We start from the raw sequence: 26,463 nt of genomic DNA on the forward strand, positions 1-26,463 counted from the left end.
AAGCTTAAGTCATCTTCATAGAACAAACACATAAAAAAAGCCTGAGTAAATTTACTCAGGCTTTTTACATAAACTTAAATTTATTTAACTAATTTACGTAAATCTTGGCTTAAATCTAAGTATTTATCCGCTTCAAATGGCGCTTGTTTGCTAATCAATTTTTTCAAATGACGCATTTCTTTGGCTGCATTCACGGTAATTCCACCCACAATCACGCCATCTGTCACACCAAAAAGTACAAACGATGATGCATCACGTTGTTCTGGATTCATTTCACCACGCACGATCCATTCAGCCGCTGCCATATCACCCACAAATTGGTAATTAATATTAAGCTGATCTGTCCAAAACCATGCAGGATTAAGCATAGGATGTTCTACACCCATCACATGACGTGCAAAAATACCTGCTTGTAAGTTTGCATTTTCCCAAGTTTCTACACGGCGGTGATTACCACAATCACGCAGTTGGGTTGCGACATCCCCTGCTGCATAAATGTCAGGATGTGAGCTTTGGCAGTTATCATTCACTTTAATCGCAAAATCAACGTCTAAGCCTGCATCTAGAGCTAATTGGGCATTTGGAATAATCCCAATCCCATAAATTACGGCATCGGCACGAAGTTCTTCACCACCTTCTAAGGTGATCACGACTTCTTCACCCTGCTGGTTTTGCTCAAGACGGCAATCGGCAATCTGGGTTTCTAGACGAACATCAACGCCTGCAAGACGTTGCTGCGCCAATAAAAACTCACTTAAAATACGTGGTGATGAACGCCCCATCACCATTGCACCCATTTCGATCACAGTCACTTGGCAATCTTTTGCACGTGCAGAAGATGCAAGTTCAAGACCAATCACACCACCACCGATTAGGACTATACGACGTCCTGCTTGCAATACAGGCACAAGTGCTTGTGAGTCTTCAAGATTACGAAGTGTATAAACGTGTTTTCCCAATGCATCAAAGTTTGGCAAACGACGTGCTGAACCACCTGTGGCAAGCAATAATTTATCAAATGCAACAGTTTCACCATTTTTCAGTTCAACTGTTTTTGCATCTGCATTGATTTTCACCACGCCATTACCACGAATATGCTCAACGCCTAAATCTGCTAATTTTTGTTCCGATAGAATCTCAATCTTTGTGTCTTCAGGCTTTAAAATCACATCTTTGGATAAGGGTGGACGTTCATACGGTAGATGGGTTTCATCACCCACCAAAATGATGTTGCCCTCATATTTGTTGGCACGAAGTTCTAAAATGGCGCTTGCACCAGCTTGACCAGCACCAACAATCACGATGGTTTGAATATCATTTTGGTTCATGGGATTTGTCCTTAATTTATTTCAACTCAGCAGATACGATGCCAAAGCCCGCAATCCACTCACTAATATCTTCATAGCAATGTGTGGTCATGTCATATTCACCTACTTCATGCATGGCAGCAAAGGCTGCCATCCAAGCACGAACTTCTTGACCGCCACGACCACCATCTTTGCGGATTTCAGCTTCAGTCATGGCTTCAATGGTTGCAAAGTCTGCTTTGGCAAAAGTTTGGAGCAATGCCCGATCCCATTCAGGATTTAACGGTACGGCTACAGAAGTATCACCTGCTGCCAACTTTTGACCGACAGCAATGATTTTACCTTGACGTGTAGTACGTGCTTCTTGAGTTGGATTACGTCCACAGATCAAAAACTCTTCCACTTCAGGCGGAACTGAACCCATTTGCGGTGTCGGTGGATCATGTGATAATCCGCCTGTTCCTAAAATCAAGACACGTTCATTTTCAAGATTTAAAGACTTGATGAACTGACCAACTGCACGACCTAAAGCTACTGTACGTTTGGTAGTAGGCATTGGGGCAGCAGCGCCATTGATGAAAATAGGAATCGTTGGATAACGATCTAATTGCCCATGGCACAAAAAGTGTAAAGGTTGAGTTACCCCATGATCTGCTTGCATACGGTAAGAATACGCCACATCTACACCTTCATCCAAGACTTTGCGTACTAAATGAAGTGCGGTCTCTTCAGGCACATTAATATGGTCATTGTCTTTTCCATAGTCCCAATCACCTGCAGCTTTGGCACGAATACCCACACAGAAACTTGGCATCAGGTCATAGAAGAAACCATTAAAGTGGTCAGGACCGAATGTAATGATTAAAGTCGGCTGGTATGCTTCCACTGCTTTAGCCAGTTCGGCAAACGTGTCACGAACTTTTTGTTCTTTGTATTGTTGTTGCGGTGAAGCAAATTCCATCAATGGACTGTGCGATGCACAAATGAGCTTAACAGGCATGTTGGACTCCGAAATAGAAGCTTTTATTTTTCAAGACATCGTAAAAGCTTTAATCCTCCCACTTGCGGAACACGTTCCTCACCTTTTTCAAAGGAGGAAGCATTTCGAATATACAATCAAAACGCATCAAGAATTCCCCCTCTTTTTAAAGAGGGGTTAGGGAGGTTATGAGGAAAAATGTGTAATTTCGATTGAAATACTCAACAAAAATCAGATATCACTCATCAAAGAAACCTGCACGTGGTTGACGTAATCCACGAATTCCCAAACCACATTCTGCATTAATCAACACACCTGTGAGTGGGCGATTGTTTTGGCGAGAAGCAAGCAAGACATAAGAGCCAGTCATTTCTTCAGGCTCAGGAAGGAAGTTCAATGGCATACCACGGGCAATTTTCTCAGGATCACGAGCATCTAATAAGCCCACATTTTCCTGACCTAAAGATGCTGCACCTTTGATATTGACATTCATACCTGATGGGGCAACCGCATTCACGCGTACTTTAGGTGCAAGTTCATAAGCCAATTCTTTCATCACCCCCACACCAGCGTGCTTAGACGCTGTATATACAGGACCTCCGCCTGCTGAATACAGCGCAGAGTTAGAAAGTGTGAAAATAATTGAACCTTCTGATTTAACCAATTCATCTAAAGCAGCTTTTGCGCCCAAAATGAGTGACTTGGTGTTGATGCCCATGATTTCATCAAAGGCTTTTTCTAACTGCTCACCCGATGTATTCACAATGTCAGCATAATGATCCCAGATGCCAGCATTGCCCACAAAACAATCGAGTTTACCAAAGCGTTCTACGGTTGCATTCACAGCACGAACGTTGTCTGCATAGCTAGCTACATCACCCTCAATAGCAAGTACTTTGCCACCGAAGTGTTCATTTAAGGCATCCACTTTGGCTTTTGATCGTTGAAGTACCGCAACTTGTGCACCTTCTTCAATAAAGCGCTCTACCAATGCCCAGCCTAAACCAGAACCACCACCAGTAATCAGTGCAACTTCGCCTTGTAGCCAACCCATGATTACGCTCCTGCCATATCGACAAACAATTGACCATCCTCCACCAGCACGGGGAATGTTTTAATTGGATCAGTTGCAGGCAGACATAATGCTTCACCTGTTTTTAAACAAAAACGTGCTGAGTGTAGTGGACATTCTACCGTGCCATCATCTTCGAGATAACCTTCGGACATAGATGCATTACCATGTGAACAACGGTCATTCATCGCAAAGAATTCACCATTATTGTTAAATACAGCGAGGGCTTCGATACCATTCACGCCACAATCAACTTTTAAGGCTTCACCTTCATCCAATTCATCTACTTGGCAAACAAAGATTTTATTCATTAGAAGAACACGCTCAGGTTATGTGAATTATAAGTCACTTGATCCAATGTGATCTTGCGATCAAAAATTTGGAATCCTAGACCACCTTCTACTTGACGAAGTTTGTCACGACGTTTACCACAGTAAATCGTCACATCTTTTTCTTTTTGCGTACGGTAGAGCAAATACGTCACATATACATCGTATTCGCCTGCTACTTCAGTCGGCTCTACAATAACATTGGAAACCATGTGCGTGGTACGTGATGGCGGTTCTTCTGCCCATGCCATCCCTGTTTCAAGACGAGCAACACGGCGTTCCAGTAAATGTTTATTGTCGTTAAATACCCACGTTGTTGGTGGTTCAACAGAACGACGACGATCACGGGTTTGCGCATTTGGTGTTGTACGCAAAGTATAAGAAATATCTTCTGCAAAAAGTTCTAGCCAATCACGGAATTTCCAATCATCGAGCAATTTTGCTTCACGATATAAAAATTGGCTGATTTGGTGCTGAAGTTCTAGACTCACTAAACTCATTTTACAAGCTCCTTCTCATATGCTTCCGCAGCAGCTTCTACATCTTCCCATTTTTCATGGATCAGTAAGTCTGCCCAACGGCGATACATACCACGTGCTGCCGTTTCAGAGAAAATGTAGTTGGTAATCCCAGGAATACCATCTTCACGTACTTTTTCTTTACCTAAACCCATTTCCATAATCAGTTGATTTTTGCGTGCTTTATAACCACGTAAAACCTTTTGGATTTCAATCCAGTTTTCAGAGTCATCTTGCTCCAAGAAACCTGCTGGACCAAAGGCACGCGTTGCAGAGCGTTCAAATGCTTCTTTGACTTCTTGTGATGCTTCCGCATCCGCAATACAGAATGCCCATACTTCAGTTTTGTTTGGACCACGTGGATGCCAAACACGAAGAGTTGCAGTTCCATTCAACCAAGACAATGTTGGGAACATGGTGTTATGCCCTGCAAGACGTAAAGCACGGACTTCACCTAAACGTTCTTTCACTTCCTCATAGGTTTCACGGAAATAGTTCGCAACTTCACCATCAACCCATACGTTTGCATCTGGTTTTTCAGTGAAGAAGAAGCCTGAACCATGACCACGTGAACCGTATTGAATGGCATCTTTGGCAGTTTCCCAAACAGGACGTGCAGTTTGCGCAGCACCTAATTGTTTCGATGCATCATCATCTGGTTTTGCACCTAAAACTTGGATTGCAGAAGCATGCGAGAACAAAGCATGATATTGGTCAGATGCAAACTGTTCTGCTGCAAATTTCCAGTTACACTCGATTTCCCATTTATGCACACCACCAATGATTTCTGTGCCACCTGGACGACGGTCTAAAACACCATCTAAATACCAAGCAATATCACCCATGTATTCTTCAAGATCAGGTGTGGTTTCATCCCAACAACCAAACACCAAACCTTTATAAGATTTCACACGGTTAACTTCGATTAGACCCCATTCTTCTTTACATGCACCTTGTGGGAAAGCACGGTCTTCAAGTGGAATATCCTTTAAAGAACCATCAACACCATATGACCAACCGTGGTATGGGCAAGTAAATGCACGGGTATTACCACAGTCTGCAAAACTCACACGCATAGAACGGTGACGGCATTGGTTGAGCAATGCTTTGATCGAGCCATCTTTTTGACGAACCACGATAATTGGATCTTCACCCATGTAGGTATTGAAGAAATCGCCAGCTTTAGGAATTTGGCTTTCATGGCAAAGAAATAACCAAGTACGACCAAACACACGTTCAAGTTCAAGTTCGTACAAATCTGGATCGGTATAGATTGATGGTGAGATTCGTCCATTTTGTGCATCGACTAAAGCGTCGATTTCACGCACATCAATTTTTCCACTCATGAAAGCTCTCCTGCGACAAACGTGGGGTCACAAACAAATGACTCAAGTTGGCAATGATCATCGCTTTAGCAAGGTACTTTATGGAAATATTTATTTTGTTTTAATTAAGATATTTTATGAATTAATAAGCTGCATATTTTTTATCTTAAATTTTGATGCTCATCAGCAAATCATTTATTTTCTAAATGGCATAATCATCTTCACGTAATAGCCGTTTATAGATTATACTCGGGCAGTGGCACACTAAGACTTTTTTTGGATTACTCTTTGGAAGAGTTATATGGAATTACGACACCTTAGATATTTCATCACTGTGGCTGAAGAATTAAACTTCAGTAAGGCAGCCTTGAAGCTATATACCGCCCAACCTTCACTAAGCCAACAAATTAAGGACTTGGAAGAAGATGTGGGGGTCAAACTTTTAAACCGTACTAAACGTAAAGTTGAACTGACAGAAGAAGGCGCTGTATTCCTTGAACAAGCCCGCTTAACACTTGCACAAGCAGATAAAGCAGTAGCAATGGCTCGTCAAGTTGCACAAGCCAAACAGCAACAACTACGGATTGGCTTTGTTCCTGTTGCTGAGATGAAAGTATTTCCTTATGTGCTGCCAAACTTGCGAGTACAAAGCCCTGATCTAAAGATTGAACTCTTAAGTTTAAATAACCTTGAACAAATGCGTGCCATTCAAAAAGGTGAACTCGATATTACCTTCACACGTCATAACTTTCATAATGAAGAAATTGAAAGTAAATTTGTACTGCGTGAACCTTTAATCTTTATTCTCCCTGCAGATCACCCTTTAGCAAAGCATGAGCGCATTCCTGTGAAAGCGTTGAATGGAATAGATTTTATTATTCCTGCACTTGAGCAGTCTGGTACGCTACATAACGCAATTTTAGACTTTGCCAAAGCGCAAGGAATCGAATTTAATATTGTCCAAACGGCTGATAATATTTTATTTAATATCAACTCTATCGGTATGGGATTAGGCTGTACAATTTTACCAGGCTATATCGCTCCACTGACCATGAACAATTCAGTGATTCGCCCCTTAGATGTAGAACTGCCTTATCTAGACCTGTATGTGAGCTACCGTAAAAATAGCAACTCTACCGCTGTGCAAAAATTCATCGAACTGTTAACCAAAGTGTTTTATCTTGATATTAATCGCATAGAAAGTTAAATATTTAACCATTCTAAATATAAAAATCTGCCACCATTATTTCGTTAAAAAATAATGGTGGCTTTATAATCGCCAAATAAATCACACTTTTCACGAATAACGACCATTAAATAATTTTGTACTCATTTAAATAGATTACTAAAACAAATTGTTTTATTTTTAAACAGCATGCTGATTGTGAACCATCCTCAATGAATGGCATGATTTACTACAACTTAAGTCTAATGATCCACATCAACTTGCACAAAAATATTTGTAAATAAATATAAGCAATCACATAAAAGGCTGAATAATTTATGAAAACCTCTCCTTTTCAGCATTTCCAATCTGGAATTTCATCACGTCCATATTTCTTTATCACATTTTTATGTACAGCAGTCTTATATGAGGTGATGGGTTTTAGTACGGATTGGAAATGGTCTACCCGGCTTTTATTGAGTTGGGATATTTCTATTTTTATTTATCTGGTATTGACCATGAAAATGCTATGGGCAGCAAGCCCTAAACACATTTTAAAACGAGCACAACAACAAGATGCCAGTAAATGGATTATTTTACTGCTGGTTATAAGCTGTTTAATCATGTGTTTTATTGCGATTTTCATTGAATTAACACACTTACAGGATATTCAATCCTTTAAAACTGGGCATTTGGTTTTAGCCATTTCAACCATTGCATGTGCTTGGCTATTTTTACATACCATTTTTACCATTCATTATGCACATGACTTCTATTTGGCAAAACAAAAAAATTTAGACGGTGGTTTAGAATTTCCCAAAACACCTGAACCGACGTATCCTGATTTCTTATACTTTAGTTATATCATTGGGACTTCGGCGCAAACAGCTGATGTTTCGATTACCTCACGCTCAATGCGGATTTTAAATACCTTACATTTGATATTAGCGTATGCGTTTAATACATCAATTTTAGCGATTTGTATTAATGTTGCTGCAAGCATTATCATGCGTTAAATCTATCCAACAAATAACAACAGCTCATAAAAAAGGACAGCTTTCGCTATCCTCCTTCACCCCACAGTAAAAATTATTTCACGCCACGTGCCGCCAAATAATTTTTAATCACCGTGTTAAATTCGTCAGCTTTTTCAACTTGTGACCAGTGACCACATTGACTGAAAATGTGCGCATCTGCATTTGGAACAGTATTTAAAATATCCCAAGTCCGTGACACAGGAATCACCACATCTTGTACACCATGAATCAATAAAACTGGCACATTAATGTCTTTCATTTTTTCAAAATCAAGTGGAAATTCAAAACGATCACGGTCACGTGCACCCACGACATCCATCAAACGGTCAGAAGCATAGTCATTTTTCGCAGCTTCATAACGCACTTTTACCAATTCATCGGTAATTAAGTCTTTATCAACCACAAACATAGATAAAGTTTTCTTGATGCCTTCTTCAGTTAACACTGGGTTAGCATGCGCTTTCAATGCAGCCGTTTGTTTTGCACCACCTGTCCCCATCGACACAATGCCTAAAACACGCTCTGGATAATCCAATGCCAATTGGAAAGATAACCAACCACCCAAAGAGTTACCCACTAACCACGTTTTTTCAATCCCTAAAGCATCTAGAGTACGCACTGCATGATCGACCCAAGCACGAATCCCATAAGCAGTATTCGGTGCAACAACCGTTTGACCATAACCAATCGTATCAATGGCGATACACCGTGCTTGCTCACCAATTTGTGGTAAGTTTAACCACCAATTTGCAGCCGCAGATACACCTGTACCTGAACCATGCAAAAACAATACCGGCGTTCCTTCACCCACTTCATGATAGTGTGTTAATTCGCCTTCAGCAGTTTCAATCCATTTATCCTCTAATCCAAAGAAAGAATCAGTTTTATAATCAGGGATTTGAACAGTGCTCATAATAACTCCTTAGATCAGCATCATGCGTGTTTTGAATCACTTCAATGACACGTTCATTCATTTAAATTAACTTATTTACCCCAACATATTACCTGTTCATCAAGCACTTACTGATACTTATTTGCGATGACAAACAATAAAAAAACGATAATTTAAGATTTTGATTTTTAATATTATTTATATAAAACTTAAAAAATTAAAGCTTTAAAAAGCGATGATTTCTCATCGCTCTTGAGCGCTTCAAAATTAAAATTTAAATGTATACGTAGTTGCGACACGATGTTCTTCTAAATCAACAAAACCAGGTACATTGTCATAGTTCACATCAATATACATCCATTGAAAACCTAAGCCTTTCAACTTACCTTCAGGTACGACATAATTCAAAATGAAATTATTTTCATCTTCCTTACCACGTGTACCATTTTTATTATCAATATTATGACCATCATAATGACGCAGGGTTGCAGTCAAACCATTTACACCCACATCTTTAAAATCATAGCTATAACCCAAGCTCCATGATTTTTCATCTTTACGAATAAAGCTTGCTACCGACCAATTCACTAAATAGGGTTGTGGTACCCAACCTGATAACGTCGGCATAAATGGTGTATGGCTACCATGTTCACCAAACATTTGTTGCCAACCTGCATCAACAGTATGATTACCATGTGTCCAAGCTGCTTTTAAAGACAACGCTTGACTGTCAATATCACCATATAAAGCATCACCAGATTCAGTATTATCAAAATAACGTGCATGTGTCGCTATTTTATTGTGTGCATCCAGTTTTTTGTTATAGGCAAAACCAACATAGTTTTGACGATAAATATTGGTGACATCACCATAGTAATAACTTGCTTGTAGCTCAGGTGTGATTTGATAATCAATCCCTGCCACATACATTCCATCACTATCGCCCGATTTCACTTGATTTTTTTCTGTATTTAACTCATTTGGCCAGAGTTTAAAATCTTGGACTTGATTTTCATAACGCGCATTGATTCCACCTAAATACCCCAAGGTGATTTTGGCATTTTTAAGGTCTTTAGACTCTAACCACGCTCCTTGAAATGTCGTCAACAATTGACGAGATGGGTCAAAATGCACCACCGGAGTTGCAGGCAAAATTTCACCAACACGCAGCTCTGTCTGGCTAATTTTGGCTTTTAAGGTTGCACCAATTTTTGCATTATCACGGGCTTGCTCTTTATTTATATAATCGTATGGCATGATGTAATCATTATCACCACGATCACCACTTAAACGTAGTGCATATTGTGCCAAAACGTCGACACCCACTTGCACAGGTCCCACTTGCGCATAACCTGATTTTGCGTCCAAGGTTACCCCTTGTGACCAACTGCCAAAATCTTGCGTTTTGTTTGGATCAGGTTGATCAATTTGTCGATCTAAATAAAAATTTCTTAGTTTGAGTTGTACTTGACGATCGTCGATAAAATCTGCTTTCGTTGCAGTTGTCCCTAATATCGCTGTTGCAGCGCACATTGCTATCCATAAGTTGTGACGACGCATGGCTAAATTTCCTAATGATCAAATTGAGCAATGTCGCCAATCATGCTGGACTCTATAGAAAGTTAATATCCGACCAGAGTCTGACAGTTTCTACTATTTTTTAGGGTGGTTAATCGTCGCTAGTGTTTCATGATTTTATTTAATATATTTTAACAATAAGTCTTTTTTGGTGAATATTTCATTTTAAGATTTTACTCTTTAAAAATAATCGATATTCTTCACCAATAAATAGAATAATTATTACAATATGAAATCCTTTAGCGTTTTTAAGTTTAAACATATTTTTGCTTTTTTATTTTAAGATTTTATATTTATAAGAAATAACTTTTAACTAAAAGAAATTAACTATATCTAATTCAACGGATTATCCATTTTATTTTAAATAGTTTTTTTACGAAACACTAATTTTATATATACTCTTAAAATTAAAAAATACAAACAAATAAAAAGCGCCCTTTCGGACGCTTTCATTTACTTTAATTTTAAAGACAATGATTGCAAATTAAGCATTCGCTTCTTTGGCTTTTGACATGGTCAATGCCAAATCTTCAATCATATCTTCTTGACCACCGACCGTACCACGACGACCGAGTTCTAGTAGAATTTCACGCGCTGAAACGCCATATTTTGCTTCGGCACGTTTAGCAAATAACAAGAATGAAGAATATACACCTGCATAACCTAACGTTGCTGCATCACGATCCGCACGAATCGGTTGTTGCATCATCGGTACAATCAGTTCTTCAGCAATATCTTGTACTTTAAATAAATCCACACCTGTTTCAATTTGCATACGGTTTGCTACCGCAACAAACAATTCAAGTGGTGTATTGCCTGCGCCTGCGCCTAAACCTGCCGAAGCCAAGTCAACACGTTTTGCACCCGCATCTACTGCAGCGACAGAGTTTGCAACCCCCATACCTAAGTTATGGTGACCATGAAAACCAATTTCGATATCAGCAGCAAGGTTTGCACGTAAAATACCGACACGATCAGTCACATCTTGTGGAAGCATATACCCTGCTGAATCTGTCACATAAATACAGTTTGCACCGTATGACACCATTTTTTGCGCTTCTTCAAGTAGTTTCTCAGGAGAAGCCATGTGTGCCATCATCAAGAAGCCCACAGTGTCCATACCGAGTTTACGTGCTGCAGTGATATGTTGTTCAGACACATCCGCTTCTGTTGAATGTGTTGCTACACGAATGGTTGCGACACCCACATCATGTGCCATTTTCAAGTGATCAACCGTTCCGATACCTGGTAAAAGTAAAGCGGAAACTTTGGCTTGTTTTAGGTTCGGAATGACTGCTTTTAGATACTCTTCATCCGTTGCAGCAGCAAAACCATAATTGACTGAGTTACCGCCTAAACCATCACCATGCGTCACTTCGATTAGAGGTACACCTGCCTCATCGAGTGCAGTTGCAATCGCAACCATTTGTTCAGGTGTAGTTTGATGGCGCATTGGGTGCATACCATCACGTAAAGTCATATCATTAATAATAATCTTAGACATGAAAATGCTCCTTATGCTTCTACTTGGTTAGCGATCAAACGTTCTGCAAACATCTCAGCAGTACGTGCAGCAGCTGCAGTCATGATGTCTAGGTTGCCTGCATATTTAGGTAAATAATCACCCAAACCTTCAACTTCTAAGAACATAGACACACGGTTGCCATCAAATACAGGACCATTGACTAATTTGTAGCCTGGAACGTATTTTTGAACCTCGAAGATCATGGCATGCACGGATTCAGTAATTGCTACTTGATCAGGCTCACCTTCAACCAAGCAATGCACAGTATCACGCATCATCAAAGGTGGTTCAGCAGGGTTAATGATAATGATTGCTTTACCTGCTTTTGCACCACCGACTTTTTCAATGGCACCCGCAGTGGTACGGGTAAATTCATCAATATTTTTACGTGTACCAGGTCCCACAGACTTAGTTGAAACTGTTGCAATAATCTCACCATATTCAACAGGTTGAACACGTGAAATCGCCGCCACCATAGGAATAGTTGCCTGACCACCACAAGTTACCATGTTCACATTTGGCAACTCGCCTGCTTCAAGCAAAGTTTCAAGATTCACAGGTGGCACACAGAAAGGACCTATCGCCGCAGGCGTTAAGTCAATCATTTGTACGCCAAGCGCGTTGAGTTTACGGCTGTTTTCAGCATGCACATATGCAGAGGTTGCATCAAACGCGATTTTAATGTCATCTTCTAAAACATGTGGAAGCAGACCATCTACACCTTCAGCAGTGGTTTTAATGCCCATTTTTGCAGCACGTGCCAAACCTTCAGATGTTGGGTCAATCCCTACCATCCACACGGGTTCTAAAAATTCACTGCGTTGTAATTTATAAAGTAAATCAGTACCAATATTCCCAGGACCGATCAATGCACATTTAATCTTTTTCATTCACGCTATCTCTTAACAATACATTATAAACTTCAAGACGTTGTAAAATTCAGGTTTATTCAGCTGCAAAAGCTGCAGTCACTGAACCAAAACCATCGATTTCCACAACAAATTCATCACCCGCATGTGCCACAACCATTGGACCAAGCGCACCTGTTAAGATGATATCACCTGCCAAAAGTGGGCGACCACGGCGTACCATTTCGTCAGCAAGCCACACTGCTGCATTGAGTGGATTTGAAAGACAAGCTTTACCCACGCCTTGAGAAACCACTTCACCAGCACGGGTCATGGTCATTTTGCAATTCACAAGGTCAAGATTTTCAAGTTTTACAGGCTTAGAACCGAGTACATAGGCTGCAGAAGATGCATTATCCGCCACCGTATCAATCAGTGAAATTTTCCAGTTTTCGATACGACTATCCACAACCTCTACCGCAGGTAAAGCATATTCAGTCGCACTGATAATGTCTGCATAAGTATGTTTTTCTTGGGTTAAATCTTTATTGATAATTAACGCAATTTCAGCTTCAACTTTCGGCTGAATCAGTAAGCCTGCAGGAATCGCTTCACCATCGCCATAAGCCATATCCGCAAATAACATCCCAAAGTCAGGGGAATCGACACCCAATTGTTTCTGTACCGCAATCGAGGTTAGACCAATTTTACGACCCACCAAACGACGCCCGTCAGCAAGTGCACGTTGCGTATTTACTTCTTGAACAGCATAAGCGATATCGACATCGGCACTCTCACCACCCAGCTGTGGGCGAATTGGTGCAATCGCAGTTTTTGATATTTCAGCATCACGGATGGTTTGGGCAACTGATTCAACAACAGCAGAATTCGACATCAATATTTCCTTAAACGACAAAGATAGAGTTATACCGTTAGATGGCGCAACCTTTACAATGCTTAGCATTCAAGAATTTACGGCATCCATCAGACCAATCGTTGCAGGTGTTCTGCATCTGATGATTTATTTAAAACGGATACTTTTATGAACAGTTTAAGCATCGGTAAAATGCTGTTTTTGTGCCAATACTTATTTTATTTATAACAATAGTTAGAACCTATAAATAATAGGAATAATTTTCAGCATAAAAAAAATTTTTTAAAATCAACCACAAAGGCTACTAATTTACTCAAGATTAAAATTAAAGGAAAGTTTAATTTTTCTTTTTCTACGACTAAAAGCTAATGTCCTGAATGAAAAATCGCCCTCAAAAACACCTATATTCGACACTCAAATCATATATCTAGGCACCGATCATCCTTTTTTTAACTTTATAAAATTCTGCGTCTTACGAGCCTCTCTAGACACCATTTCCCCCTACTTTATAGAAAATGATCAATCAGCACTGATAAGAAATTATTTAATTGATGTCTATAAAATTATGACCATTCAAAATAAAACCAGCACTGCCACCCTTTATTGGACAGGTTGGGGTGCACATAAATCTGATATTCAAAAATTTAAAATTAAATAAATTCAAAGCTACGTTATAAAAATAAAGTAGCTTTTCTGATTTTTATGAATGATGAATCCAGATTCGGCAGTAACCCCCTAAGCATCGACTTGTGTATTTAAAAAATGATGCAAGGCTGCTATATCATGCGCAATACTGAGTGGCTTAAAGCTTTTTAAAACCTCGACACTATGCACACCATAACTCACGCCAACACGAGGCATCGCGATATTTTTCGCCATCTCCAAATCATACGAGGTATCGCCCACCATAATTGCCCGATCAGCCTGTACACCCGTATATTGTAAAATTTCAGACAACATTAAAGGATTGGGCTTTGATTTGGTTTCGCTAGCTGCTCGTGTCACTGCAAACAAATCACGACTCTTAGTTTGCCCTAAAACACGATCTAAACCTTTACGACTTTTGCCTGTTGCCACTGCCAATTTGATGTTTTGCGCATCTAAATCTTGCAGCATTTCCGCTACACCTGCGAACCACTGATCATCCTTTGAATGTTCTATATAATGATCACCATAGCATTTTAAAATATCATCATGTAGCTCAGGTACTTTGGGAAATAAAATCTGCGCCACTTCAGGCAGACCTAAACCGATAATACTTTTGGCAGCATCGTCTGTTAACGGTTGTTCAAATTGCTGTGCAGCAAACTGCAAACTCGCCACAATCTGCCCGACAGAGTCAAATAGTGTCCCATCCCAATCAAAAATAATCAGTTCTACAGGTTTTTGCATGTTTATTTCCAATAAGTTCCCTCTCCTTTTAGGAGAGGGGGTAAGGAGAGGTGAAGCCTAAATTTGAATCGTTTATAAATCCATTTCCTTTAGAAGGATAAGGAGTTCTGGTTTAAAAGAGGTGAAAGCAGCGCACTTAGTTAATCGAAAACAGCCTCTCAACCCCCCTTAAATTAAGCAACAGGTTTATCCGCTTTCTGCGCTCTTAACTGTGCCACCAAACTCTGCATATCTTCAGGTAATGGCGCTTCAATGGTTTCATAACCTGGTATTTCTAAACGCATCGCATGTAGACACAAACGGCGTGGATTTGGTCCACGATATTCAGTTTCATGACCATACTTATCATCCCCCACGAGTGGATGCCCAATACTTAAACCATGTACACGGATCTGATGCGTACGCCCTGACAGCGGTGAAGCATACACCAGAGTTGCATGCATGAAACGCTCTGCGACTTTCCATTGTGTCTTAGATTCTTTACCGTCTTTTGACACACGCACACGACGCTCACCATTTGCCAATTCATAACGCAATAAAGGTTGGTCAATCAGTTGATTGTCTAAACTGACTTGTCCTTTCACAATCGCAGCATAAGTTTTTTGAATTTTGTGTTCACGCAATAAATCTTGTAATGTTTTTAATACACTACGCTTTTTAGAAATCATCACCAAACCCGATGTATCACGGTCAATACGATGAATTAATTCTAAATACTTCTTACCTGTCGCCGCACGTAAACCCTCAATTAAGCCATACGCCACACCACTGCCCCCATGGACTGCGATGCCTGAAGGTTTATTCACCACCATTAAACCTTCATCTTCATAGACCACACGACTCAGTAAACTTTGCGCCACTTTATCTGATACGGGCACAGCAGACTCATCTTTTTGTTCAAAGCGAATCGGTGCAACACGGATTTGGTCACCAATAGCAAGCTTGGTTTCTGCCTTTACCCGCTTCTTGTTGACACGCACCTGACCTTCACGAATCAAACGATAGATACGGCTTTTCGGTACGCCTTTTAAACGTGAAAATAAAAAATTATCAATGCGTTGCGCTTCCTGATGTTCGTCAACTTCAAACCAAGTTACACTTTGCCAATCTTGCGTAGAATTCATACAGTTACAATGACCCAATAAAAACGAAATTTTGATTAAAAACTGATCACTTAGACTATACATTTCATACAAAATAAACGTATAGCCCATAGGCAGATGATGCAAGGTTTGCTATAGTCAGCGCACGGATACCACCGTAAGTGAACTTTATCATCGTAATTTCAAAAACTTTTGAAACAAGAAATTTTTGAAAGTGCAAACGATGATATAGAGCATTCACCCAAAACTCGGAATGGTCCCAAAAGAATATGCCGACGCCGAAGGCTTATTATATCGGCAAAATGACAGACTGTTGCGTTTAATTGTACTTAAAGTACATAAATCAGTTTGTTTAAAAATATATGCGCCAACCTCTACGTTGGTTTTTAAACATAAACTGATCCACATCAGACAAGTCGCTAGAGTAATTTCAGGACATAAGTGTTTGAGGCATTGGAACTGCACAACTTGTAAAGGTACGATGATAATTCCGTACCAAGACACACTTGGTCTCACATAAGACAAGTTGATCTTCGAGCAATATGTGCCAGTGAAAGACGACATCACAGTCATCCAATGCACCACTTTTTTAGTGCCAGTGAACCACTCAAAAAAACTTTAATCGTGCAAAGGTTAAAGTGGTGCTACAACATCACAAAACAGGTGTAATTCCCCGCCTATTCACAGGCAGGCAAATCATCTTTAGACGCATTGCGATTTATCCAAAATCAGTAATGCATTTCTAAGCCATGATGTTTGTTAGACGAAAATAGCGAGTTGTCAGTGTAGATCACTATTAGGTGTTACACCCATGAAACGTATGTTGATTAATGCAACACATGCCGAAGAAATTCGCGTTGCACTTATCACTGGTCATCGCGTTTACGATTTTGACTTAGAAAATCGCACGCGTGAACAAAAGAAAGCCAATATCTACAAAGGTCACGTGACACGTGTAGAGCCTTCATTAGAAGCTGTATTTGTAGAATATGGTGCTGGTCGTCAAGGTTTCTTGTCGATGCGTGAAATTGCCAACTCTTATTACAAAGCGGATCCTCGCCAAACTTCAAATATCCGTGAGTTGATTACTGAAGGGACTGAACTGTTAGTCCAAGTAGAAAAAGAAGAACGTGGCAACAAAGGTGCTGCACTTTCTACTTACATCTCGCTTGCAGGGCGTTATTTAGTACTCATGCCAAATAACCCGAAAGGTGGTGGTATCAGCCGTCAAATTTCTGGTTCAGTGCGTGAAGAGCTTAAAGAGATGTTAGCATCGCTTAATACCCCTCGTGGTATGAGCGTAATCGTCCGTACTGCAGGTATTGGTCGCACCCAAGAAGAATTACAACTAGATTTACAACATTTGCTCGATCTTTGGGCGCAAATCCAAAGCACCGCAAACTCTGGTCCATCACCCATGTTAGTCCACCAAGAAGCAGGTGTCGTAACACGTGCAATTCGTGACTATTTACGTGATGATGTTGCAGAAATTTTAATTGATTCTGAACAGGCTTATAACGAAGCGTATAACTTCGTAAAAGCAGTGATGCCAAATCAACTCGAAAAATTAAAAACTTACACCATTAATGAGCCTTTATTTGCCCATTTTGGTATTGAAAGCCAAATCCAAACTGCTTATGAACGTGAAGTTAAACTTCCTTCAGGTGGTTCGATTGTCATTGACCAAACAGAAGCTTTGGTTTCAATTGACATCAACTCTGCAAAATCGACTCGTGGTCATGATGTTGAAGAAACAGCTTTAAGTACTAACTTAGAAGCTGCTGAAGAAATTTCTCGCCAACTGCGTTTACGTGATATTGGTGGCTTGGTCGTGATCGACTTTATCGACATGACCAAAGAGCGCAATCAACGTATGGTTGAAGCAAAACTGCGTGAAGCGACTCAAAGTGACCGTGCCCGTATCCAATTCGGTCAATTGTCACGTTTTGGTTTAATGGAAATGAGCCGTCAACGCTTACGCCCATCGCTTGAAGAAGCAACAGGTTATGTCTGCCCTCGCTGTCATGGTACAGGTATGGTACGTGACTTACGTTCACTCTCACTTTCAATCATGCGTAAAGTGGAAGAAATTGCACTTCGTGAACGTCATGGTGAAGTACAAGTTGAAGTGCCTGTAGAAATTGCAGCATTCTTATTGAATGAAAAGCGTCATAGTCTTGTTTATTTAGAACAAACCTCTAATGTACGTGTGACAGTATTACCACATCCACATTTAGAAACACCGCATTACGAGATCTCATACAACCCTGAAGGCTTTGCCCCAACAAGCTATGAGCGTACAGAAGCAACACGTTCTAGTGAAAAAGAGTTGGGTTATGAGTCTTCTGAATGGCATTTAGAAGAAGAACAGCAACAAGCTGCTCAACAAAACCAAGCTGCGCCTGCTCAAAATCAAAAGCAAGGCAATGGCAATAAAAAGCCAAATGCTACACATGCACAACAACAAAAACCACAACAGACTGTTCAAGCACAAGTTGCACAACCATCGTCTAGCCCATGTGCTTGGTTAGAAAACTTGTTTGTACAAAAACAAGCCAGCACAATTGATCAGTCACGCACTGCAAACAATGCTGCTGCTGCGATTGAACAAATGGTGAATGGCGGTGCAGTCAGTCGTGGGCAGTTTGGTCATGTTAATACTGCTGTTACAGTTAGTACTGAACCACAACGTGCGGTTGCAGAGACCAACGCTTATCTAAGTCATCCTCCTGTTCAAAAAAATGAACAACGTGATTATGCTGAAAAAGCGTTTGAGAAAGATGAAAAATCACAACGCAACAATAAAAAGCGTAATAACAATAAATATAAAGAAACACGTGAACAATCACATGAACAAAATCAAGTGACTGAAGAAGTTGTTCAAAGCATGCGTCATGAACAGCGCCAAGAACAACGTGAGCAACGTCAAGAACAACGCCGTCAATCTAAACAACAGCGTCCTCAACACGAACACACTGCGGATACACAGGAGCAAACAGTTCCACGTCGTGATCGCAACAATCATCAGCGACCAAACCGCCCAAATCGTCATCGAGATGCAAGCGTGTTCAATGATGAAGCAAACCAAAACCCGCAAACTGTTGTTGAAGAAATCAAAGCAGTAGAAAAAACAGCCAGTATTAAAGTGGACTTGGTTGATGCTCCTCGCAATCAACCTCTTACCACTGCATTGGTTGTCAATGTGGATCAAGCACAAAGTGAAATTATCGCTTTAGCACCGCAGCAACAAGCAGCAACTGCGACTAAAGAAATCACAGCCCCGACTACAGTCGCAAAAACTGAAGTTGCAAAAGCTGTGGCTCAAGAAGTAACTGCACCTGTTGTAGAAAAAGTTGAAATGCCACTTGCTCCAGCACAACAAGCTGAACAAGCAACTCAACCTGCAAAACGTGCAAGCAATGACCCACGTCAGCGTCGCCGTCAACAACGTCAAGCTGTGACTAATACAGCATCAGAAGCACCTAAACTAACACCGTCACAAGTGCCAACTTTGGGGCAATACACGATCGGTAGCCTTATCCGTCATGTCTATGGTGAAGATTGTGCTGTACTGATTGAACAGTTTGGACTCATTCCAACCTTCAATCGTGCGCTACAAAAGTTTACAGATGAATATGCAGCGACACTGCAGATTGAAAAAACGGGTACACCTGCAGAGAAAAAAGCTGTAACACGTGATGTTGCGATTAGTAAAGCAGCGCCTGAGGCAGAACCAGCGCCAGTGTTAGACTTAACACCGCCAAAACCTGTATCAGACAAACGTGTAGCCAATGACCCTCGTGAACGCCGTCGTTTAGCGAAACTTGCCGCTGAACAAGCAAAACAAGCGCATGTGGAACAAAAGCAAGCGGTTGAAACTGAAACCAGCGTACAAACTGCTGAACCTGTTGAAGTGACTGCACCTGAAACAGTTACAACAATAGAAGAAACAGCTATTGTTGACAATGCTGTAAATGTCACCACGCCTGTAGCAACAACACAAAGTGATATTGCGCTACAAACAGAAAATGTCTCTGTCGCTGAACTGACGACTGCTGTTGAACCTGCGCCTACAGTGGAAGCAAAAGCAGAGGAAAAAGCGGTTGACACAACACCAGAAGTTGCTGAAAAACCACAAAGCAAAGCCAAAACTCAACAAGACTTAGCGCTTGAAACTGAAAGCTCTACACTAGTAGAAAAAACCAGTAAAAAAGCTGAAAGCGATGTAGATACAGATGCAGAAAAAGCAGATGGTGAAAAACCAGCTCGTCCACGCCGTCCTCGTGGTCGTCCACCAAAGAAAACGACACCACCTACAGCTGAATAACTTGCAGAATTGCGGGTGATTTCAAAAAACCTAGTCATTTCGATGACTAGGTTTTTTTGTTATCGTAGATAGTATTTTTATAAGTTTTGTCAAATTAGGTTGATTGCTCTAGCACTATACCAGTAAAAGGACAACTGTAAAATTTATGTAAAGTCACTCGCAAATAGAATAGACCTTATTGGATTACGAAAAATAAATAGGATGCTTATGAGCGCAAATATACAAAATGATCTTATTGGGATCACCGATGTCGCAGCACGATTACCCCAATTTCTCAATAAAGTACCGAATTTACTGACTGGATTAAAACAAGCTTATTTACGCACACCTAAAACCCCTTCTGGTTTAGGATTAGCATTTGAGCGTGCAGTCAAACGTAATCCTTATGGGGATGCTTTACTTTTTGAAGATCAACGCTTTAGTTATAAAGAGTTAAATAACTGGGCAAACCAGATCGCCCACTATTACTTATCGATTGGTGCATCAAAAGGCGATGTTATCGCAGTGATGATTGAAAACCGTTCAGAACTGATCGCTACCGTCATTGCTTTAGCAAAAATTGGGGTAACCTCTGCATTGGTGAATACCTCACAAGTCGGTAAAGTGCTTGCCCACAGTATTAATCTTGTGAACCCGATTGCCATTATTGTTGGTGAAGAATGTCGTGCCGCAGTCGATGACATTCGCCAAGACCTCAAGATTGCAGAAGATCGTTTTCACTGGTTTGCAGACCAAGAAACCCTTAAAGATGCAGGTCAAGCACCAAAAGCCTATACCAATCTTGCCCAAGTAATTGATGATTTTCCTAAATTCAATGTACCAACCACTCAAAAAGTCACAGGAAAAGATGGATTATTCTATATCTATACCTCTGGCACGACGGGTTTACCAAAGGCTGTAATTTTCACCAATAGTCGTTGGATGTTGGCTTTTGGAACTTATGGACACGTACTCAACCTCAATGAAGATGATGTCATGTACTGCACCCTACCCCTCTACCATGCAACAGGCATGGTGGTATGTTGGTGTGGTGTGCTTGCGGGCGCATCGACTTTGGCAATTCGTCGCAAATTTTCAACTTCAGCCTTTTGGGCAGACGTTAAAAAATTTAATGCCTCTGCCATAGGTTATGTTGGAGAGCTTTGTCGTTACTTAATGGATGCGCCTGAGTCCACAGCTGACCGTGATCATCGTGTCACCAAAATGATTGGGAATGGCATGCGTCCTAATATTTGGAGTAAGTTCAAGCAACGTTTTGGTATTCAAGAAATTTTAGAACTGTATGCATCAAGTGAAGGTAATGTTGGCTTCAGCAATATTTTTAACTTTGACAATACCGTAGGTTTTTCTCCGATTCCCTATGCGATTATTCAATTTGATAAAGAAAAAAATGAACCTGTACGAGATAAAAAAGGTCAATGTATCAAAGTGAAAAAAGGTGAAGTCGGTTTATTACTGGGTAAAATTACCAAACGCTCACCTTTCGATGGCTATACGGATCCAGAAAAAAATAAAGCTGTAATTATGAATAATGTTTTCACTAAAGGAGACTCATACTTCATTACAGGTGATTTGGTACGAGATATCGGCTTCCGTCATGCACAGTTTGTAGACCGCTTAGGAGATACCTTCCGTTGGAAAGGTGAAAATGTTTCTACAACTGAAGTGGAAAATATCGTCAGTGAATATGCCAAAATCACAGAAGCTGTTGTGTATGGAGTCGAAATTCCCAATACCAATGGTCGTGCAGGTATGGCAGCAATTACTTTAAATGCAGGTGAAGCACTGAATGAGCAAGACCTCATTGACATGGTTACTGAGTTTAAAAAAGGACTACCCTCCTATGCTGTTCCAGTGTTTTTACGCATTCAAGAGGCAATGGAAACCACAGGCACTTTCAAGTACCAAAAAAACAAACTAAAAGAACAAGCTTACGACCCGAAAAAAACGTCTGATCGTTTATATGTTCTTTTACCTGGTGAAAATCGTTATTGTGAAATAAACGATGAGATTTGCGAAAATATTGAAGCTTACAAATATCGCTTCTAATACTTAAGTTCGGGAATAAATACATTTTTTGAGCAAATAATGATTTAAATTGTGTTATTTATAACCGAACGTTGCAAACTTTATTAATTTTTGCTTGCGCTCTATCAATAACTTGCTAAAATACGCACCATCAAAACAAAGTAGTGTTGTCAAAACACTATGTATGACAGTGAAAACTGAAGTACTGATGGGTCGTTAGCTCAGCTGGTAGAGCAGCGGACTTTTAATCCGTTGGTCCCGCGTTCGAATCGCGGACGACCCACCATTTTATTGTTTTGGCTTGAAAAGGATCTTAATCCGATATTGCAATATAAGTTATTATAAACTTATAAAAATCCTAGATTTTATCTTGCACTCGGGTGAATTGTTAAAGTCTTGCTTTAAGTTCACTAAGCCTCGTTCAGGGTCGTTAGCTCAGCTGGTAGAGCAGCGGACTTTTAATCCGTTGGTCCCGCGTTCGAATCGCGGACGACCCACCATTTACTTGTAAAATCCAATTTTACAAAACCTGCCAGGATAATTTCCGACAAAGCAAAATGTGATATTTTCTTATATCTATAGAAAATCAAAGATTTTCTCTTGCGTTCGGACGAAACCTTGTTTCGTTAATCCTCACTCAGGGTCGTTAGCTCAGCTGGTAGAGCAGCGGACTTTTAATCCGTTGGTCCCGCGTTCGAATCGCGGACGACCCACCATTCTTTCTTAAGGCTTCTTTCTATTGCTTTTCAGCGTACAATGAAATGAAACCTACAAGTTCCGACCAAGACAAACCAATCCATTCGGTTGATTCGCCATTCTCGAAATTTTGCTGCAAGACCTGTTGAAGACTTTTATCTAAATTACATAAGAAGGTATTCTCAATACATCTTTTTAAGTTATAGATTTTTTATACTCAGCAGTAATGTACGATTTGCACATATTGGTAGTTGGTAGACAGATAATACCGTTTTGCTTTTAGGTTTAAACATATTTATTTGCTACATCGCTTAGGGTTGTTAGCTCAGTTGGCAGAGCAGTAGACTCTTAATCTATTGGTCGTGGGTTCGAACCCCACACAACCCACCATATTTTTTAATATTCTTGTATTTTAAGATAGCTTTTTCAATAGATATTCTTGCGTAGGCACATAACTCCCATCTCTAAATTGCCCGTTTTTAACCTTATTATTGGCATAGATCTGATCTAAATCTATTACCAGATCGCCATTTTTAGTCACATCGTAATAGAAGTTTACTCCTTCTGAGCGTTTAACTTCAATTTGATGTGTTTCAGGGTTATAAGTCCATGTATTGTGCTGATACATTCGGTTTGAAATGCCTTTATTTTTCTCATAACTCATTTTACCCAAATAAATCAAGGTACGATGAGACGTGCCATCTTTAAGTAAACTGATCACAAACTCAACTTTACCTTCTTTTTCACACAGCGCAAATTTCTCAGTACAATCCACCACAACGTGATAACGTCCTATATATGCTTGCGCTTGTTTGGACAATGGATTTTTCTGAAAAGGTTTATCTTGATCTGTCGCACTTGGCAAGGTAGTTCGACCTGCAACTTCTGTTAAACGGCGACCCTCTTCAACTTCTGCTTGAGCATCTGACTCAATTATGCTTTCTGATGCTGAGCTGTCAGATGGATGTATATCCGACTGCTTTGCATCACATGCGCTAAGCAAAAAACATAGCCCAACCCCAAGATACTTTATTAGACGCATTTACACACTCATCAACCACATCATACCAATAGACTAAGGCTTATTTTTTCAACAAAATTTAAGCTTTTTTAATAATCGTTATGATATTTATTTTTCAGTGCTGTATAAATTGATCGGTGTAGATTGTTACAAAAGTACATCATAACTGATGACTTAATTTTCTCATGTCTATCCGTTAAATGCTTTTTTAAAATTACATAAAATACACAATCTCAAGTGATTTCTTCACTTTAAAAACTAAGTCTTCACCCAATATATAAATCAAAGGTATTTTCCTTTTTAAATCGTTTTAGGAGAAACAATTCATGGCCAAATCTGGTTTATATCGTTCCAACCGACACAATATGATCGCCGGTGTAATGGGCGGTATTGCTGAACGTTTTGGTTGGAATGTAACATTACTTCGCATCATTTTTGTACTTGTTTCATGTATGAGTGCAGCGTTCCCAGGAATTATTGTTTACTTGGTATTATGGCTGTTAATTCCTAAACAAGATTTACAATTGAATCCACCTTACTCAAATTCCTATCAGCAGTCCATTCGCACGATTCAGGATGATCACGTGAAATAATTAACCTGATTTTAAGTTTATTTTATCGCTACGACAGACTTCCCCTAAACTGCCGTAGCGTTTTTTTATGTTTAAAACTTACCTATCTATTATTTGAACTTTTTAAATTATTTACTTGTTGATTTAATACCGCAATCATGTCTGCTCGACTAATAATCCCGACCAGTTTTTGTTGCTCCACCACAGGAATATAATTAAAAGAACGCTCTACAAAATAAGGAATTAAGTCTTGAAGCGGTTGATTGGGGCGTACTGTCACCACTTTTCTATTCATAATTTGTTTAACTTGGTGTTCCCATGAAGTTTGCATATCGGCTGCACGCTTAAACCAGTCCACAACGTCATATAATGCCAACGTACCGACCAATTGGTGCTCTGCATTGGTCACAGGCAAACTCATCAAATTCATCTGTTTAAATTTGTCTAAGGCATTTTGAATCTCTTCATTTTCGGACAAACTCACCACATCTCTGGTCATAATGTCTTGGCATAAAAATAGATTTACAGCACGTGCATTGGCTTTTTCTTGTGCTTTCAAAATGATTTTTTGCAAATCATAGTCACTGATGTCCAAAAGCTCTGTTTGTTGATCTAAAACCTCTTGAATGTCATGCGGTTGAATTGTAACTTTTTGGGTAGGTGTTGGATCTTTGGAGCGTAGATTGACTTGCGCTTGTTGTGGGTATTGTTTGCCTATTAAGCGGTTAAAAATAATTGCCACGATCATTAATAAAATCGAGTTGAGTAAAACAGGATAAAATACAAATAGATAACCTAAATCATGCAAACTCTCTCCACCCAATACCGCAGTAATTGCCACGGCTCCACTGGGCGGATGCAATGAATCAGTACTCATCATGCAAAAAATCGCCAAAGATACTGCGACACTAAAGGCAATGGTCAAATCTGGAATAAATAAATAACAAGTAACTCCCAATATCGCAGCAATGGTATTGCCCACCACCATATTCCATGGTTGTGCTAAAGGACTGGCAGGCACCGCAAAAAGTAACACTGAAGATGCACCCATCGGCGCAATATACCACGCATTAAATCCACCCAAGATATACCAACTGATCAAGGATGAAATTAAGAGACCCATCAATGCACCGAAGCCGCATAGAAAACGGTCTTTAAAAGCCAAGACTTTAAAATTTGGTTTAAGCGTATTTAACCATTCAAGTTGTGTATGAAACACGACATTCCCTTGTTGTGACCTGATCAAGAAGTAGTGAATTATACGATGTTGCTTTTATAAGATGTATTTATTATCCATCTTAAATTTATAGGTTTTTCTCATAAACTGAACTCAAGCTATCCATTTTCTTAACCAGATAAAAATTGATTAAATCGGCATAATCTTGCATGCTTAAAATATACTCATTTTTAGCTTGTAATGATGTCTCATTATCGTAATAAAACCATTTACCAAGCATTATTATTTGCACCGATTATTTTGCAAGTTCTGGTTGCTGTATCTTTTATCGTCATGAATTATCACGATGGTCTAGATACTTTTGTCGTGGTAATTGGCATTAATCTGATGATTTATCTGATGTATTGTGTCCTTATTGTACCCTTCGCTTATGCGATTTCGATTGGGCTTTCCCGAAAAAATTACTTGAATTTTTATACCATTATCATGGGTTCATGTTTGATCTGCTTTTTAATCTTGATAATCGGACATTTGATTTTTATGGGCGGATTACCCACACCTTTTTGGAAACTATTTTCAAATCCTAGCTTTTATTTTGTGACGGTCTTTGTCGGAGTATGTTATTGGGCAATCTTACTTGGACTTAAACAGCGAGATGGTGCTATAGATCAGGTCAAATCTTAGAAAAAATTAAGGAG

Annotated in this window: 22 protein-coding genes and 4 tRNA genes; 10 read left to right on the forward strand and 16 right to left on the reverse strand. The window is 39.8% G+C overall.

Annotation, left to right across the window (positions count from 1 at the left end; all coding sequences use genetic code 11):
- Window positions 1-80: 80 nt before the first annotated feature.
- The 6 genes from hcaD to hcaE all read right to left on the reverse strand — a co-directional run bounded on the left by hcaD (window position 81) and on the right by hcaE (window position 5,551).
- Window positions 81-1,328 carry a 3-phenylpropionate/cinnamic acid dioxygenase ferredoxin--NAD(+) reductase subunit gene (hcaD, locus tag DJ533_RS16870; protein WP_065993381.1) on the reverse strand — a complete coding sequence of 416 codons (1,248 nt, stop codon included), beginning with the start codon at window positions 1,326-1,328 and terminating at the stop codon, window positions 81-83.
- A gap of 16 nt (window positions 1,329-1,344) precedes the next feature.
- Entirely contained in the window at window positions 1,345-2,307 is a 963-nt protein-coding gene (locus DJ533_RS16875) for a 3-carboxyethylcatechol 2,3-dioxygenase (protein WP_065993380.1), read from the reverse strand.
- 217 nt (window positions 2,308-2,524) lie between these two features.
- On the reverse strand, window positions 2,525-3,340 hold the full coding sequence (hcaB, locus tag DJ533_RS16880) for a 3-phenylpropionate-dihydrodiol/cinnamic acid-dihydrodiol dehydrogenase (protein WP_065993379.1): 816 nt from the start codon (window positions 3,338-3,340) through the stop codon (window positions 2,525-2,527).
- 2 nt (window positions 3,341-3,342) lie between these two features.
- The gene (gene hcaC, locus DJ533_RS16885) at window positions 3,343-3,669 is read right to left on the reverse strand and encodes a 3-phenylpropionate/cinnamic acid dioxygenase ferredoxin subunit (RefSeq protein ID WP_065993378.1); all 327 of its coding nucleotides are present in this window, start codon (window positions 3,667-3,669) and stop codon (window positions 3,343-3,345) included.
- Window positions 3,669-4,187 (reverse strand): 3-phenylpropionate/cinnamic acid dioxygenase subunit beta, encoded by a 519-nt coding sequence (gene hcaF / locus DJ533_RS16890; RefSeq protein ID WP_065993377.1) that lies wholly within the window; start codon window positions 4,185-4,187, stop codon window positions 3,669-3,671. Before hcaF ends, hcaC begins: the two co-directional genes overlap by 1 nt.
- Window positions 4,184-5,551: a 3-phenylpropionate/cinnamic acid dioxygenase subunit alpha gene (gene hcaE / locus DJ533_RS16895; RefSeq protein WP_065993376.1), complete on the reverse strand. Its 1,368-nt coding sequence runs from the start codon at window positions 5,549-5,551 to the stop codon at window positions 4,184-4,186. The genes hcaF and hcaE overlap by 4 nt, the downstream gene beginning before the upstream one ends.
- A gap of 280 nt (window positions 5,552-5,831) precedes the next feature.
- Here hcaE and hcaR point away from each other — a divergent pair, with 280 nt between their 5' ends.
- A complete protein-coding gene (gene hcaR, locus DJ533_RS16900; RefSeq protein WP_065993374.1) occupies window positions 5,832-6,737 on the forward strand; it encodes a DNA-binding transcriptional regulator HcaR in 906 nt (301 codons plus the stop codon).
- 296 nt (window positions 6,738-7,033) lie between these two features.
- Window positions 7,034-7,711, forward strand: coding sequence for a DUF1345 domain-containing protein (locus tag DJ533_RS16905; RefSeq protein ID WP_065993373.1), 678 nt, complete (start codon window positions 7,034-7,036; stop codon window positions 7,709-7,711).
- Between the two features lie 73 nt (window positions 7,712-7,784).
- On the opposite strand, the gene DJ533_RS16910 is transcribed toward DJ533_RS16905, so the two are convergent.
- The 8 genes from DJ533_RS16910 to DJ533_RS19010 form a co-directional block, all read right to left on the reverse strand.
- Window positions 7,785-8,645: an alpha/beta fold hydrolase gene (locus tag DJ533_RS16910; RefSeq protein ID WP_065993372.1), complete on the reverse strand. Its 861-nt coding sequence runs from the start codon at window positions 8,643-8,645 to the stop codon at window positions 7,785-7,787.
- A 246-nt stretch (window positions 8,646-8,891) separates the two neighbouring features.
- Entirely contained in the window at window positions 8,892-10,184 is a 1,293-nt protein-coding gene (locus DJ533_RS16915; protein ID WP_065993371.1) for an OprD family outer membrane porin, read from the reverse strand.
- A 502-nt stretch (window positions 10,185-10,686) separates the two neighbouring features.
- Window positions 10,687-11,706, reverse strand: a complete 1,020-nt coding sequence (dmpG, locus tag DJ533_RS16920; RefSeq protein ID WP_065993370.1) for a 4-hydroxy-2-oxovalerate aldolase — start codon at window positions 11,704-11,706, stop codon at window positions 10,687-10,689.
- 11 nt (window positions 11,707-11,717) lie between these two features.
- On the reverse strand, window positions 11,718-12,617 hold the full coding sequence (locus tag DJ533_RS16925) for an acetaldehyde dehydrogenase (acetylating) (RefSeq protein WP_065993369.1): 900 nt from the start codon (window positions 12,615-12,617) through the stop codon (window positions 11,718-11,720).
- Window positions 12,618-12,672: 55 nt separating this feature from the next.
- Window positions 12,673-13,470: a 2-keto-4-pentenoate hydratase gene (mhpD, locus tag DJ533_RS16930; protein ID WP_065993368.1), complete on the reverse strand. Its 798-nt coding sequence runs from the start codon at window positions 13,468-13,470 to the stop codon at window positions 12,673-12,675.
- 714 nt (window positions 13,471-14,184) lie between these two features.
- Window positions 14,185-14,841 carry an HAD-IA family hydrolase gene (locus DJ533_RS16935; protein ID WP_065993367.1) on the reverse strand — a complete coding sequence of 219 codons (657 nt, stop codon included), beginning with the start codon at window positions 14,839-14,841 and terminating at the stop codon, window positions 14,185-14,187.
- Window positions 14,842-15,014: 173 nt separating this feature from the next.
- Window positions 15,015-15,965 (reverse strand): RluA family pseudouridine synthase, encoded by a 951-nt coding sequence (locus DJ533_RS16940; RefSeq protein ID WP_065993366.1) that lies wholly within the window; start codon window positions 15,963-15,965, stop codon window positions 15,015-15,017.
- A 216-nt stretch (window positions 15,966-16,181) separates the two neighbouring features.
- Window positions 16,182-16,508, reverse strand: a complete 327-nt coding sequence (locus tag DJ533_RS19010; RefSeq protein WP_228716496.1) for a hypothetical protein — start codon at window positions 16,506-16,508, stop codon at window positions 16,182-16,184.
- Between the two features lie 247 nt (window positions 16,509-16,755).
- Between DJ533_RS19010 and DJ533_RS16950 the strand changes: the two genes are divergently transcribed.
- The 6 genes from DJ533_RS16950 to DJ533_RS16975 all read left to right on the forward strand — a co-directional run bounded on the left by DJ533_RS16950 (window position 16,756) and on the right by DJ533_RS16975 (window position 23,385).
- On the forward strand, window positions 16,756-20,271 hold the full coding sequence (locus tag DJ533_RS16950) for an Rne/Rng family ribonuclease (protein WP_065993365.1): 3,516 nt from the start codon (window positions 16,756-16,758) through the stop codon (window positions 20,269-20,271).
- Window positions 20,272-20,478: 207 nt separating this feature from the next.
- On the forward strand, window positions 20,479-22,320 hold the full coding sequence (locus DJ533_RS16955; protein ID WP_065993364.1) for a long-chain-acyl-CoA synthetase: 1,842 nt from the start codon (window positions 20,479-20,481) through the stop codon (window positions 22,318-22,320).
- Window positions 22,321-22,509: 189 nt separating this feature from the next.
- Window positions 22,510-22,585: transfer RNA gene (locus DJ533_RS16960), tRNA-Lys, on the forward strand.
- A gap of 138 nt (window positions 22,586-22,723) precedes the next feature.
- Window positions 22,724-22,799 (forward strand) — tRNA-Lys (locus DJ533_RS16965).
- A gap of 140 nt (window positions 22,800-22,939) precedes the next feature.
- Window positions 22,940-23,015, forward strand: a tRNA-Lys gene (locus DJ533_RS16970).
- A 294-nt stretch (window positions 23,016-23,309) separates the two neighbouring features.
- Window positions 23,310-23,385 (forward strand) — tRNA-Lys (locus DJ533_RS16975).
- 22 nt (window positions 23,386-23,407) lie between these two features.
- Here the strand turns inward: DJ533_RS16975 and DJ533_RS16980 are convergent.
- Window positions 23,408-24,037 carry a hypothetical protein gene (locus tag DJ533_RS16980; protein ID WP_065995542.1) on the reverse strand — a complete coding sequence of 210 codons (630 nt, stop codon included), beginning with the start codon at window positions 24,035-24,037 and terminating at the stop codon, window positions 23,408-23,410.
- Window positions 24,038-24,342: 305 nt separating this feature from the next.
- Between DJ533_RS16980 and DJ533_RS16985 the strand changes: the two genes are divergently transcribed.
- Window positions 24,343-24,609: a PspC domain-containing protein gene (locus DJ533_RS16985; RefSeq protein ID WP_065995541.1), complete on the forward strand. Its 267-nt coding sequence runs from the start codon at window positions 24,343-24,345 to the stop codon at window positions 24,607-24,609.
- A gap of 82 nt (window positions 24,610-24,691) precedes the next feature.
- On the opposite strand, the gene DJ533_RS16990 is transcribed toward DJ533_RS16985, so the two are convergent.
- Complete coding sequence (locus tag DJ533_RS16990) at window positions 24,692-25,807, reverse strand: HPP family protein (RefSeq protein WP_065995540.1); 1,116 nt, start codon at window positions 25,805-25,807, stop codon at window positions 24,692-24,694.
- Window positions 25,808-26,008: 201 nt separating this feature from the next.
- On the opposite strand from DJ533_RS16990, the gene DJ533_RS16995 reads away from it, so the two are divergent.
- Entirely contained in the window at window positions 26,009-26,449 is a 441-nt protein-coding gene (locus DJ533_RS16995; RefSeq protein ID WP_065995539.1) for a hypothetical protein, read from the forward strand.
- Window positions 26,450-26,463 lie beyond the last annotated feature (14 nt).

Source organism: Acinetobacter defluvii (assembly GCF_001704615.3).
GTDB lineage: Bacteria > Pseudomonadota > Gammaproteobacteria > Pseudomonadales > Moraxellaceae > Acinetobacter > Acinetobacter defluvii.

What these genes read in the sequence shown, in the direction of transcription:
- hcaD (WP_065993381.1), bottom strand. Translation starts at nt 1,328, where the DNA reads ATGAACCAAAATGATATTCAAACCATCGTGATTGTTGGTGCTGGTCAA.
- DJ533_RS16905 (WP_065993373.1), top strand. Translation starts at nt 7,034, where the DNA reads ATGAAAACCTCTCCTTTTCAGCATTTCCAATCTGGAATTTCATCACGT.
- hcaE (WP_065993376.1), bottom strand. Translation starts at nt 5,551, where the DNA reads ATGAGTGGAAAAATTGATGTGCGTGAAATCGACGCTTTAGTCGATGCA.
- hcaB (WP_065993379.1), bottom strand. Translation starts at nt 3,340, where the DNA reads ATGGGTTGGCTACAAGGCGAAGTTGCACTGATTACTGGTGGTGGTTCT.
- hcaF (WP_065993377.1), bottom strand. Translation starts at nt 4,187, where the DNA reads ATGAGTTTAGTGAGTCTAGAACTTCAGCACCAAATCAGCCAATTTTTA.
- DJ533_RS16995 (WP_065995539.1), top strand. Translation starts at nt 26,009, where the DNA reads ATGTCTCATTATCGTAATAAAACCATTTACCAAGCATTATTATTTGCA.
- DJ533_RS16955 (WP_065993364.1), top strand. Translation starts at nt 20,479, where the DNA reads ATGAGCGCAAATATACAAAATGATCTTATTGGGATCACCGATGTCGCA.
- DJ533_RS16950 (WP_065993365.1), top strand. Translation starts at nt 16,756, where the DNA reads ATGAAACGTATGTTGATTAATGCAACACATGCCGAAGAAATTCGCGTT.
- hcaR (WP_065993374.1), top strand. Translation starts at nt 5,832, where the DNA reads ATGGAATTACGACACCTTAGATATTTCATCACTGTGGCTGAAGAATTA.
- DJ533_RS19010 (WP_228716496.1), bottom strand. Translation starts at nt 16,508, where the DNA reads ATGTCGTCTTTCACTGGCACATATTGCTCGAAGATCAACTTGTCTTAT.
- DJ533_RS16935 (WP_065993367.1), bottom strand. Translation starts at nt 14,841, where the DNA reads ATGCAAAAACCTGTAGAACTGATTATTTTTGATTGGGATGGGACACTA.
- DJ533_RS16925 (WP_065993369.1), bottom strand. Translation starts at nt 12,617, where the DNA reads ATGAAAAAGATTAAATGTGCATTGATCGGTCCTGGGAATATTGGTACT.
- mhpD (WP_065993368.1), bottom strand. Translation starts at nt 13,470, where the DNA reads ATGTCGAATTCTGCTGTTGTTGAATCAGTTGCCCAAACCATCCGTGAT.
- DJ533_RS16985 (WP_065995541.1), top strand. Translation starts at nt 24,343, where the DNA reads ATGGCCAAATCTGGTTTATATCGTTCCAACCGACACAATATGATCGCC.
- DJ533_RS16980 (WP_065995542.1), bottom strand. Translation starts at nt 24,037, where the DNA reads ATGCGTCTAATAAAGTATCTTGGGGTTGGGCTATGTTTTTTGCTTAGC.
- DJ533_RS16940 (WP_065993366.1), bottom strand. Translation starts at nt 15,965, where the DNA reads ATGAATTCTACGCAAGATTGGCAAAGTGTAACTTGGTTTGAAGTTGAC.
- DJ533_RS16915 (WP_065993371.1), bottom strand. Translation starts at nt 10,184, where the DNA reads ATGCGTCGTCACAACTTATGGATAGCAATGTGCGCTGCAACAGCGATA.
- dmpG (WP_065993370.1), bottom strand. Translation starts at nt 11,706, where the DNA reads ATGTCTAAGATTATTATTAATGATATGACTTTACGTGATGGTATGCAC.
- DJ533_RS16910 (WP_065993372.1), bottom strand. Translation starts at nt 8,645, where the DNA reads ATGAGCACTGTTCAAATCCCTGATTATAAAACTGATTCTTTCTTTGGA.
- hcaC (WP_065993378.1), bottom strand. Translation starts at nt 3,669, where the DNA reads ATGAATAAAATCTTTGTTTGCCAAGTAGATGAATTGGATGAAGGTGAA.
- DJ533_RS16875 (WP_065993380.1), bottom strand. Translation starts at nt 2,307, where the DNA reads ATGCCTGTTAAGCTCATTTGTGCATCGCACAGTCCATTGATGGAATTT.